This is a genomic window from Flavobacterium suzhouense (genome assembly GCF_042684765.1).
Classification (GTDB): Bacteria; Bacteroidota; Bacteroidia; order Flavobacteriales; family Flavobacteriaceae; genus Flavobacterium; species Flavobacterium suzhouense.
On sequence record NZ_JBHUMD010000011.1, the window covers coordinates 21,207 to 32,584 of the forward strand.

General features: G+C 36.1%; 12 protein-coding genes. 7 read left to right on the forward strand and 5 right to left on the reverse strand.

Going from position 1 to position 11,378, the window contains the following annotated elements:
- Positions 1–32 precede the first annotated feature (32 nt).
- The 7 genes from ACFSR3_RS08510 to ACFSR3_RS08540 all read left to right on the forward strand — a co-directional run bounded on the left by ACFSR3_RS08510 (position 33) and on the right by ACFSR3_RS08540 (position 6,976).
- Positions 33–923, forward strand: coding sequence for a 3-hydroxyacyl-CoA dehydrogenase family protein (locus ACFSR3_RS08510; RefSeq protein ID WP_379820592.1), 891 nt, complete (start codon positions 33–35; stop codon positions 921–923).
- Positions 924–1,033: 110 nt separating this feature from the next.
- The gene (locus tag ACFSR3_RS08515; protein ID WP_379820593.1) at positions 1,034–2,248 is read left to right on the forward strand and encodes a DUF1015 domain-containing protein; all 1,215 of its coding nucleotides are present in this window, start codon (positions 1,034–1,036) and stop codon (positions 2,246–2,248) included.
- An 85-nt stretch (positions 2,249–2,333) separates the two neighbouring features.
- Positions 2,334–2,993: a YggS family pyridoxal phosphate-dependent enzyme gene (locus ACFSR3_RS08520; protein ID WP_379820594.1), complete on the forward strand. Its 660-nt coding sequence runs from the start codon at positions 2,334–2,336 to the stop codon at positions 2,991–2,993.
- A 103-nt stretch (positions 2,994–3,096) separates the two neighbouring features.
- Entirely contained in the window at positions 3,097–4,461 is a 1,365-nt protein-coding gene (locus tag ACFSR3_RS08525; RefSeq protein ID WP_379820595.1) for an exonuclease domain-containing protein, read from the forward strand.
- A 38-nt stretch (positions 4,462–4,499) separates the two neighbouring features.
- Complete coding sequence (locus tag ACFSR3_RS08530) at positions 4,500–5,321, forward strand: ion transporter (protein ID WP_379820596.1); 822 nt, start codon at positions 4,500–4,502, stop codon at positions 5,319–5,321.
- Between the two features lie 9 nt (positions 5,322–5,330).
- Entirely contained in the window at positions 5,331–6,236 is a 906-nt protein-coding gene (miaA, locus tag ACFSR3_RS08535) for a tRNA (adenosine(37)-N6)-dimethylallyltransferase MiaA (RefSeq protein WP_379820597.1), read from the forward strand.
- Positions 6,236–6,976 carry an acyl-[acyl-carrier-protein] thioesterase gene (locus tag ACFSR3_RS08540; protein ID WP_379820598.1) on the forward strand — a complete coding sequence of 247 codons (741 nt, stop codon included), beginning with the start codon at positions 6,236–6,238 and terminating at the stop codon, positions 6,974–6,976. The genes miaA and ACFSR3_RS08540 overlap by 1 nt, the downstream gene beginning before the upstream one ends.
- 34 nt (positions 6,977–7,010) lie before the next feature.
- On the opposite strand, the gene ACFSR3_RS08545 is transcribed toward ACFSR3_RS08540, so the two are convergent.
- The 5 genes from ACFSR3_RS08545 to ACFSR3_RS08565 form a co-directional block, all read right to left on the reverse strand.
- Positions 7,011–7,733 (reverse strand): response regulator transcription factor, encoded by a 723-nt coding sequence (locus tag ACFSR3_RS08545; protein WP_114759546.1) that lies wholly within the window; start codon positions 7,731–7,733, stop codon positions 7,011–7,013.
- Positions 7,734–7,740: 7 nt separating this feature from the next.
- Positions 7,741–9,015, reverse strand: a complete 1,275-nt coding sequence (locus tag ACFSR3_RS08550; RefSeq protein WP_379820599.1) for a sensor histidine kinase — start codon at positions 9,013–9,015, stop codon at positions 7,741–7,743.
- 71 nt (positions 9,016–9,086) lie between these two features.
- On the reverse strand, positions 9,087–9,671 hold the full coding sequence (coaE, locus tag ACFSR3_RS08555) for a dephospho-CoA kinase (RefSeq protein WP_379820600.1): 585 nt from the start codon (positions 9,669–9,671) through the stop codon (positions 9,087–9,089).
- The gene (locus ACFSR3_RS08560) at positions 9,671–10,666 is read right to left on the reverse strand and encodes a glycosyltransferase (protein ID WP_379820601.1); all 996 of its coding nucleotides are present in this window, start codon (positions 10,664–10,666) and stop codon (positions 9,671–9,673) included. Before ACFSR3_RS08560 ends, coaE begins: the two co-directional genes overlap by 1 nt.
- Positions 10,667–10,767: 101 nt before the next feature.
- The coding region (locus ACFSR3_RS08565; protein ID WP_379820602.1) for a T9SS type A sorting domain-containing protein at positions 10,768–11,378 on the reverse strand (611 nt) is incomplete at its 5' end.

Consider the following 11,378-nt stretch of genomic DNA (forward strand, 5'->3'; position numbering starts at 1 on the left):
AAACAAAACCCTACATACAAACAACAAACAAAATGAAAAACATTGCAGTTATAGGTGCAGGAACAATGGGTAACGGTATTGCCCATACTTTTGCACAAAGCGGATTTAACGTAAAACTAATTGATATCTCTGAGAAATCGTTAGATAAAGGTATGGCTACTATTGCCGCTAACCTTGATCGTATGGTGGCTAAAGGCACTATTTCCGAAGAAGATAAAGCTAAAACGATAGGAAACATCATTACCTATACCGACATTAAAGACGGTGTTGTTAATGCTGACCTTGTAGTAGAGGCCGCTACTGAAAATGTTGATCTTAAACTACGCATCTTTAAAGATCTTAGCGATTTTTGTGATGAGAAAACCATTCTTGCTACAAATACATCATCTATATCTATAACGCAAATTGCTGCTGTTACTAACAGACAGGATAAAGTTATAGGTATGCACTTTATGAACCCGGTGCCTATCATGAAATTGGTAGAGATCATCCGTGGCTACAATACTTCAGACGAGGTTACCAAAGCTATTATGGATCTTTCTGAAAAACTAGGCAAAGTTCCTGTAGAGGTTAACGATTACCCGGGATTTGTGGCTAACCGTATCCTTATGCCGATGATCAATGAGGCAATCGAAACGCTTTATAATGGCGTTGCGGGAGTTCACGAAATTGATACAGTTATGAAGTTAGGCATGGCACACCCAATGGGTCCGTTACAGCTTGCTGACTTTATTGGCCTTGACGTATGCCTTTCAATCCTTAACGTAATGTATGACGGATTCAAAAATCCTAAATATGCTCCGTGTCCGTTACTAGTAAACATGGTAATGGCAGGTAAACTTGGTGTAAAATCAGGCGAAGGTTTCTACGATTACAAAGAGAGCAAAAAAGCAGAGAAAGTAGCTGCTATGTTCACTAAATAGTATTCAGTTTTCAGGCGCAGTAAGCAGTACTGAAACCCTCATAAAAGTTCAGTCTCATTAAGTTGAGACTGAACTTTAAACTTTAAACCCGAAACTTTAAACTAACAAAGTTGGCAAAAATAATTCCCTTTAAGGCAGTAAGGCCTACACGTGATAAAGTGAGTCTGGTAACTTCCCGCTCCTATGACGAGTATACTCCTGCCGAACTGGCTTCGCAGCTGGATTACAATCCCTTCTCTTTTCTCCATGTACTAAATCCTGCTTATGTTAACCAACAGAAGATATCGGCTACTACAAGGTTTAGGGCAGTTCAGAATAAATACAACGAGTTTAAAGATGAGAATATCTTTAAGCAGGAAAGCAAGCCAGTATTTTATCTGTATGAGATACAGGGAAAAAGCGGAATGTTTACAGGAATTATTGCCGGTACATCTATAGAAGACTACCAAAACAATGTTATCAGGAAACACGAGGACACTCTTGCCTACCGTGTTGAATATTTTAAGGACTACCTGCATCAAACAGGCTTTAATACCGAACCGGTACTTATTACCTACCCTGAAAACCCCGAGCTGCAACAGTGGATTGATACTGTAAAGAAAAGACGTCCCTTATATCTGTTTTCTTCACTGAACAGGGAAAAACATACCTTATGGCGTATAAAAGACCAGCAGGAAATCGACTGGATTCAAAAACAGTTTGATGCTATAGGAAGTCTTTATATTGCCGATGGCCACCACCGTTCTGCTTCAGCCGAACTATTATATGAAGAGGATAAAGCTTCAGGCAATGAGAACCTGAACTATTTTATGAGCTTCCTTATCTGTGAGACCAACCTAAAGATATACGAATACAATCGTATCATTAACGACCTGAACGGGCACAGCAAAGAAAATTTCCTCAAGGCGCTCGATACTGATTTTAATATCGAGAATAAAGGACAGGAATTATGGAAGCCTCAGTCTAAATTCCAATACGGGATGTATCTTGACGGTGATTTTTATGCACTTACGCTGAAAAACACTAACTTTAGTTCAGTACTCGAATCGCTGGATGCACAAATACTTTATGAAAAAGTACTTCACCCGCTGTTAGGTATAGGCGATTTACGTAATGACGAACGTATCTCTTACATTCCGGGCAGTAAACCCGTTACTGAAATAAAGAAAATGGTAGACAGTGAAGAGTTTGAAGTTGGTTTTATGCTCTACCCTGCTTCGATTAATGAGATTAAAGACCTTGCCGACAATAACCTCATTATGCCGCCAAAGAGTACCTACATTGAACCTAAGTTCAGGAGTGGTTTAGTGGTTTATGAATTATGATTTAAAAATTTAATATTGAAATATTAAACGATTTCAACATAGCACATAGCAATTTATAACTATAAAGCATACACAGTCAACTATCATGTCAATACAATCAAACCTTAACGAAATAAAAGCTGAATTACCTGCTCAAGTTACACTTGTAGCCGTCAGTAAAACCAAAACTGTTTCTGACCTTATGGAAGCCTATAATGCCGGACAACGCATTTTTGGAGAGAACAAAATACAGGAAATGGCAGGTAAGTATGAGGAAATGCCTAAAGACATCCAATGGCATATGATAGGCCACGTACAGACCAATAAGGTGAAATACATGGCGCCTTTTGTTAGCCTGGTTCACGGTGTTGACAGCCTGAAGCTATTGGCAGAGATAAACAAACAGGCTAAAAAGAACAATCGTGTTATTGATTGTCTGCTGCAAATGCACATCGCCGAGGAAGAAACCAAATTTGGTATGGATGAAAGTGAACTTAATGAGCTTTTAGCATCCGATGAATTCAGGGCAATGGAAAATATTAAAGTAATCGGCCTGATGGGCATGGCCACTTTTACCGAAGATGAAAACCAGATCAGAAAAGAGTTTACCCACCTTAAATCCATTTTTGACAATTTGGGTGGACTGTCAACTGATAACTGTCAACTGACAACTCTTTCTATGGGTATGAGTGGTGATTATAACATCGCGATAGAATGTGGCAGTACCATGGTACGTATCGGCAGCAGTATTTTTGGGCATCGTTAATTGTTAAAACAATTCAATTTGATAAATAGGCTATTGATAATAGTTTAAATTTACGTAATTTGTAGCCTTAAACCTATTCCCCTAACAACAGAGAATTACTTTTTTGTACGCAATATTAGACATAGAAACTACCGGCGGTCAATATAATGAAGAAGGTATTACAGAGATTGCCATTTATAAATTTGATGGCCATGAAATTGTAGACCAGTTCATTAGCCTTGTCAACCCTGAAAAACCCATTCAGCCTTTTGTGGTTAAGCTTACCGGCATAAATAATGCCATGCTTCGCAGTGCCCCTAAGTTTTATGAAGTTGCAAAACGAATTATTGAAATTACTGAAGGTTGTATCATTGTAGCCCACAATGCACAGTTTGACTACCGTGTTCTACGAACTGAGTTTAGAAACTTAGGATATAACTTTGAGAAGCAAACTCTCTGTACAGTTGAGCTTTCACAAAAACTGCTTCCTGAACAAAAATCGCACAGCCTGGGCAAACTTGTTCGTGCATTAGGCATACCTATGAGTGACAGGCACCGTGCAACCGGTGATGCTATGGCAACGGTTCAGCTATTCAAGCTGTTATTAGCTAAAGACACTGAAAAAGAGATCCTGACAAGTCTGATAAAAACAGAGCAGAAAAAAGGCATTTCTCCTAAATTGCTTGACCTTGTTGATGGAATACCGTCAGTTACCGGACTATATTACATTTATAATGAAAAAGGTGATATAATTTACCTGGGGAAAAGCAAGAATATAAAAAAGAGGGTAAACCAGCATTTTACCAGTGTTGCCCGTAAATCTAAAAAAATACAAAGGGAGGCTTTCTCGGTTCAGTATGAAGAAACCGGAAGCGAACTTATTGCCCTTCTTAAAGAATGCCAGGAAATAAAAGTAAACAAGCCTGTTTACAATCGAGCTTTGAAAAAAACTGTGTTTCCATGGTCGCTTTATGCCGAAAAAGATTCTCACGGCTATTTATGCCTTAAAATTCAGAAAACGGATAACCGCAAGAAGGAAGTGGTTTCCTTTCCCGGCATTGTAGAAGCCAGGACAGCCCTGTTTGCCATTGTGGAAAAGTATAATCTTTGCCAGAAGATAAATGAAATTAGTTCTTCTGAAAAAGAACATTGTTTTCCGTATGAGCTTAGCAATTGTAATGGTGCATGCCTTGGACATGAAACTCCTGAAACCTATAACCAAAGGGTTTTAGAATTCATCAATAATAACAGCTTCCATAATCAGAGCATGATAATTATTGACAGAGGCCGTGCTGTTGATGAACGGAGTGCTGTACTTATAGAGAATGGCGTATATAAAGGCTATGCTTTCTATAACCTGAATTATCAGATTACAAACATCAACATCCTGAAAAACATACTAACTCCAATGGATAACAATAAGGATGTAAAAAAAATTATCCAGGACTACCTCCGAAAAAAGAAAGGCTTAAAAATAGTACGTCTTTAGCAGATTCATTATTTTTGATATAAGCAAATCTCTTAGTATTGGACAATAGCAAAATAGATAATTTCCGAAAAAAACTTCATACTATAATTTATGAAGCTGATACCCCTGCCGGAAAGTTTTTTGATCTCGTTCTGTTAATACTTATTGTCATCAGCGTTATAGCAGTAATGCTTGAGAGCGTCGCATCCATAAAAATAAAACATGGTCAATTGTTAGCCATTATTGAATGGGTTGTCACTGTCTTTTTTACTTTAGAATATATTGCCCGCATCTTTGCTGTTAATAAACCCTGGAAATACATTTTCAGTTTTTACGGTATAGTTGATTTTCTTGCTACTGTACCAAAATATATAGGATTGCTCTTCCCCGGATCGGGTGTACTAATTTCCATCAGGGCTATCCGCCTGTTAAGGGTTTTCCGGATACTAAAGCTGGTACACTTTGTGGGTGCTTCTAACCAATTGGTTCTTGCCCTGAAGAAAAGCCGTGCTAAAATTGCCGTTTTCCTTTTTAGCGTATTGGTTCTTTGTATAATACTGGGCACAATAATGTACCTTATTGAAGGGCCTGAACATGGGTTTACCAGTATACCGGTAAGTATCTATTGGACCATAGTTACCCTAACAACCGTTGGTTTTGGAGACATTACACCGGGAACCTCTTTAGGTCAATTCATATCGGTGATAATTATGATTTTAGGATATGGTATTATTGCCGTGCCCACCGGACTTGTTACTGCCGAACTTATTGGCGATAAAAAAGTTAACCTAAACACACAGGTTTGCCCTAACTGCAGTGCCGATAAACATCGCGATGATGCACGCTACTGCTATAATTGTGGCTACCATTTAAATGACTAAACAAATACCTTGCAAAAAAAATATCTCATAACAGTAGTTGGCCCCACTGCCATAGGAAAAACCGCCTTAGCCATTGAAATAGCTAATCATTTTAAATGTGAGATCATTTCAGCGGATAGCAGACAGTTTTTTAAAGAAATGGCTATTGGTACAGCTGTACCATCAAAAGACGAACTCGAAGCAGCTAAACACCATTTTATTCAAAATATAAGCATCTTTGATGACTATACCGTAGGCGATTTTGAACGAGAAGCAATTGCTAAGCTTGATGAACTTTATCAAAATAATGATTTTGCCGTTTTAGTTGGCGGTTCGGGACTCTACATCGATGCCGTTTTAAAAGGTTTCGACGATTTCCCGGATATTGATATATCAGTGAGGGAAAACCTGATTGCAGAATATGAAAAAAACGGTATAAGTTATTTGCAGGAAAAGCTGAAAGAGGTCGACCCTGTACATTATGAAAAGGTAGCTTTAGAAAATCCGCAACGCCTTATGCGTGCACTTGAAGTTTCTATTGGAAGCGGCAAGCCTTATTCTTCTTTCCTTAATGTAAAAAAGAACAGCAGAAACTTTACGCCTATTGTAATTGGACTCGAAGCCGACAGAGAGCTTATGTATGACCGAATCAATAAACGTGTAGATATTATGGTTGAAAGCGGGCTTATTGAAGAAGCTAAATCAGTTTACCCAAACAAAAAACTGAATGCATTACAAACCGTAGGTTATCGTGAATTGTTCAGTCATTTTGACGGTGAATTCACCTTGGATTTTGCTATTGAAGAAATAAAAAAGAATACCCGAAGATTTGCTAAAAGACAAATGACATGGTTCAGGAGAACAGAAAACGTTAAATGGTTTGATTTTACTACTCCCACAAAGGAAATCATTACTTTTGTGGAAAACACTTTATAATGCCTATATCTCCACAATTTACCTCAATATTTTCGCAGGATTGGGAAATAAATTTCCTTCAATGCACACCTAACGGACTTTTAAAACATACCGAACTCTGCAACCTTTTACAGCTTACAGCAGGTGCACACGCTGAACTTGGTGGTATTAGCTACCTTGATATGCAAACAAAAGATCAGGCATGGGTTTTAAGCCGTATACGTGTGGAAATTGATTGTTTACCTAAATGGGGAGACAAAATAACGATAAAAACATGGATCGTTGATTTACAGGGGTCGCGCTCAGTAAGAGCGTTAGAGATGTATTTAGGTGACAAGAAACTGGCTAGCGCATTAACCTATTGGGCAGTATTAAATACTAAGCTTAGGAAATCAGAAGTGCTTGCATTGCCCCATGAACATTTTGAAAAATATCCTGATTTGGTTCCTACCCAAGAGTCTTTCAAAAAAATTGAACTTTCAAGACTCTCAGAAGAAGTTAATACCCGAAAAGTTGTATTATCCGATCTTGATATTGTTTTCCATGCTAATAATGTAAAATATCTTGAATGGTGCCTTGACAATATAGATTACAAGCCGTTATTGCGTCAGCAACTTAAAAGTTTTGATATGAATTACCTTCGGGAACTTATGGCCGGAGATGAAGTAAGTATATTAAAAGGATCTGATAATAATCAAACCTATTTCACAATACAAAAAGCCGGCAAGCCAAGTTTTGCTCTTGAGCTAAACTGGAAATAAAAATGCCCCTCAAAATTTTTGAGGGGCATTTTTATTATTTTTCTTCAGCTACTTTGTTCTTAACAACAAGTCTGAAACCTTCACCGTGAATATTAAGTATTTCTACCTCTTCATCCTGTTTAAGGTACTTTCTTAGCTTAGCAATGTAAACATCCATACTTCTTGAAGTAAAGTAGTTATCATCTCTCCAGATTTTAGTAAGCGCTAACTCCCTCGGCATAAGGTCGTTTTCATGAAGAGCCAGCATTTTTAGCAGTTCATTTTCTTTTGGAGATAATTTGATAGGCTCCTCATTGTCAAAAGTAAGGAAACGTAGTTTTGAATTCAGGTGGAATTTACCAATCTGGAATTCAAATTTAGAATTATCAGTTTTCGTTTCAGAAGCTTTTCTCTGAATGATTGCTTTAATTTTCATAAGAAGCACTTCAGAATCGAAAGGTTTGTTCAGATAATCATCTGCCCCTACTTTATATCCTTTAAGCACATCTTCTTTCATAGATTTAGCCGTAAGGAAAATAATAGGCACTTCCTTATTCTTTTCTCTTATTTCTCTCGCAAGTGTATATCCGTCTTTGTAAGGCATCATAACATCAAGAATACAAAGATCAAAATTGTCTTTCTTGAACTTTTCAAAGCCTTCCATTCCGTTTTTAGCTAATGTAACTTCAAAATCGTTGATTACCAGATAGTCTTTAAGGACAGCTCCAAAGTTTGGATCGTCTTCAACTAAAAGAATCTTTTTGTTTGCTTCTTCCATATTTTTTTTAATTTATTAATGGCATTTTTATTATAAAGGTGCTCCCCTTTCCTTTTTCACTTTCCACATAAATGTGGCAATTATGGTCTTCTATAATTCTTTTAACGTAGGCCAGACCCAATCCGTGTCCTTTTACGTTATGTATATCTCCTGTGGGCTCTCTGTAGAACTTTTCAAAAATCCTTTTTTGAGTTACCTTAGACATTCCCATACCATTATCCTTAATTTTTATAAGGATAAAATCTTTTACATTTTCGGTGTAAATATCTATAACGGGTTCATCCGGAGAATATTTGATTGCATTATCTAAAATATTAACAAGAACATTCGTAAAATGAACATCGTTTAATAAGGCGGTAGTCCTCTGAGCATCAAAATGTCTTGTCAGCACTCCCTCCCTGGCTTCAATAATCAAATGAACATGTTCAATAGCTTCTTCAAGTACATCGTGAATATCAGCCTGATCTTTAGTTATATCCAGCTCTCTCTTGTCAAGTTTTGATATCTGGAGTACGTTTTCAACCTGGGCATGCATCCTTTTGTTTTCATCTCTTATCATCTGAAGATAACGCTGTACCTTCTCCGAATCGCTGAATATCTTTGGGTTCTTAATCGCATCTAAAGCAAGATTTATAGTTGCTATAGGTGTTTTGAACTCATGTGTCATATTATTAATGAAATCTGTTTTTATCTCAGAAATCTGTTTTTGCTTAATAAGCTGATTTAATGCACTTACATAAGCAATTATTATTATCATGGTAAATATTATAGACAACAATGTTATATTTAATATCGACCTGAATAAAAACACTTCTTTTTTAGGGAAGCTTAAAATAAGTGCAAATCTTGTGCCATCTATGTCAATTAACGGATAATCTTCATAATTATATTCAATATGTTTAAAATTATCCGATTTTATATCAGTCGGCTGCTGATTTTTATAAACCGCAAATTCAAAATCTACATCAACATGCTCTTTTTCCAGTTCTTCTACAATAAGTCCATCGATAAAATCTTTAGTCAGCCATAAATCAACAGAATCTTTTTTTTGTATCTCACTTTCATCTAAACCGATATTAGCTTTTTTTAATTGGGCTAATTTATCTTCACTATGTGTTTTTACTCTTTCCGATACTTGTATTAAAATCTTATGTATTTGGTAGGCAAACTGATCTTCACTGTTTTTTAATGATAGATTGACCCAATAAAGCTGTACCAGTATAATACCTATAAGGGATAGGCTCATAAAAAATACCAGTAAACGAAATCTTGTCCTGTTCATCGATACAAAATTAACATTTTAACATTTACAGCCAGAATAGATTAACCAAATATTAACAAGCGTTGAAAATTTTAAATATTTTTCAGAATTTTAAGTATTCTGTCAACTTCTTTTTGTGCCTTGTCAAGGTTTGTGTTTTCTATAATAAAATCGCTTAATACAGCTTTCTTATCATCACTCCATTGAGAATTAATGCGTTCTAAAACTTTTTCTCTGCTTACACCATCACGTTTCATGACACGTTCAATTCTTAAGTCAACAGGAGCAGTAACTAATATAATCTTATCACAATCTTTATAACTACCACTTTCAAATAAAATTGCTGCTTCTCTTATAATAAACGGAGAATCATTTTGTCTATCCAGCCAATCTTTAAAGTGTTTTTTTACTTTAGGGTGAATTATCTCATTAAGCATTTGGAGTTTTTCTGGCTCTTTAAACACAACAGAAGATAATTTAGCCTTGTCAGGTAAACCATCTGTCATTATCGAATCCCCAAAGGCCTGATGTACTTCTTTAATAACCTCCTCTGTATACAAGATTGCTTTTGCTTCATCATCTGCTATATACAAAGGAATTCCATGCAATTTAAATAAATTGGCTATTGTAGTTTTACCACTACCTATTCCTCCGGTAAGCCCAATTATTTTTGTCATTACTTAAAAAATAATTCTGGAAATGCTTTTTTAGGATCTTCTTTTAAAATATGGACCTTTAAAAACGATTTTAAATATCCGGAACCATATCCATAAAATTGTATAAAAACTGCTACAACTGAAAATGCTGCAATCTTAAAACTTCTATTTTGAATGCCCGATACTATAAAAATTATGATAAAGTACAAAATATAAAGATAAATTCCTACAGAATAACCGAATAATGATAAAAAAAGAGATAGTGCTAATCCTAGCATAAATACTGAAGGAAATAAAAAAGTAACCTTTTTATATTCAGGATGCCATAAATCAAGTATCGGCCTGCATTTGCCAAACTTATTTACCTGCTTGTGAAATTTCTCCCAGTCAATTCTTCTTTTGTGATACACAAAAGAGTCCGAAAACAGTTTTGTGCTAAAACCAAGTTTCCATAAACGTATCGAAAGGTCAGGATCTTCTCCAGGGTGAATATGACCAAAACCTTCTGATGCTTCAAAAGCCTTCTTTGATATCCCCATATTGAAACTTCGGGGTTGAAATTTTTCAATCTTTTCCGACTTACCTCTCACTCCTCCTGTTGTTAGGAAAGAAGTCATTGAAAAATTAATTGCTTTTTGTACGTCACTAAATGAACTTAAAGCAGCATCAGGACCTCCAAAACAATCTACATAAGATTTCTTGAGATTCAAATCTACACTTTCTAAATAATGTGGTGGAATAATACAATCAGAATCAAGAATGATAAAATAATCTCCCTTTGCAATCTTCATTCCGTAATTTCTGGAATCCCCAGGACCACTATTAGCTTTAAAATAGTATGAAATATTTAGTTTGTCGCTATAACTATCGACAACCTCTTTACAAGTTATCGAAGAACCATCTTCGATTATAACAATCTCATATCTATCTTTATAAGTTTGTAAAGTAAGGCTTTCCAGCAGCTCTTCAACCTCATCAGGCCTGTTGAATACAGGAATTATTAATGAAAATAGCATCCTTTTTATTTTTTAACAAAGTTACTTCTTTATAATAAAAAAAGCCACCAAAAATGGTGGCTTTAATTTATGATAGCATTTTTTACTATCCTATGTTACAATTATTGCTTTTTAATCACTTTAACTGTTTTTACAGTATTACCTGAAGTTACATTAACGATGTAAGCTCCATCGGCAAGAGATGCCATGTCAACTCTTACATCAGTAGCATTAGCTACCTGAGAGATAACTTTTTGACCTAATAGGTTAAATACCGTTACCGAAGTAATTTCAGATGAATAGGTAAGATTAAGCACATCCTTAACTGGGTTTGGATAGTATGAGAATGCTTTCACATCAAATCCTCCTCTGTCAAGCACGATGTCAACTGTTACTGCAAATACACCAACACTTGTACATGTATCAATAGTTTGTGTAGCATAGTAAGTTGCACCCTGAACAAGTTGTGTGTCAGGAGCAAGTGCATTAGTACCTGCCTGAGCATCCTCAAGAGTAGCATACCATGTTACTGTACCTGTTACAGCGTCTGTTACTAAATCAGCAACCGTCACGTCAGTAGCTACGCCGCCTTCAATGGTTTGTGTAGCGTTTCCTGTTGGAGCAGCTACGTTAGCAACAGTAACAGTGAATGTATTCTCATCAAAACATACAATATCTATACCTTCCTGAGCATAAACATATAGTGTTGTTGTGCTTGTTACTGTAGAACCTG

Bases quoted from the DNA above. Each gene is read 5' to 3' on its own strand.
- ACFSR3_RS08510 (WP_379820592.1), top strand. From the start codon at position 33: ATGAAAAACATTGCAGTTATAGGTGCAGGAACAATGGGTAACGGTATT.
- ACFSR3_RS08520 (WP_379820594.1), top strand. From the start codon at position 2,334: ATGTCAATACAATCAAACCTTAACGAAATAAAAGCTGAATTACCTGCT.
- ACFSR3_RS08540 (WP_379820598.1), top strand. From the start codon at position 6,236: ATGCCTATATCTCCACAATTTACCTCAATATTTTCGCAGGATTGGGAA.
- ACFSR3_RS08545 (WP_114759546.1), bottom strand. From the start codon at position 7,733: ATGGAAGAAGCAAACAAAAAGATTCTTTTAGTTGAAGACGATCCAAAC.
- ACFSR3_RS08550 (WP_379820599.1), bottom strand. From the start codon at position 9,015: ATGAACAGGACAAGATTTCGTTTACTGGTATTTTTTATGAGCCTATCC.
- coaE (WP_379820600.1), bottom strand. From the start codon at position 9,671: ATGACAAAAATAATTGGGCTTACCGGAGGAATAGGTAGTGGTAAAACT.
- ACFSR3_RS08560 (WP_379820601.1), bottom strand. From the start codon at position 10,666: ATGCTATTTTCATTAATAATTCCTGTATTCAACAGGCCTGATGAGGTT.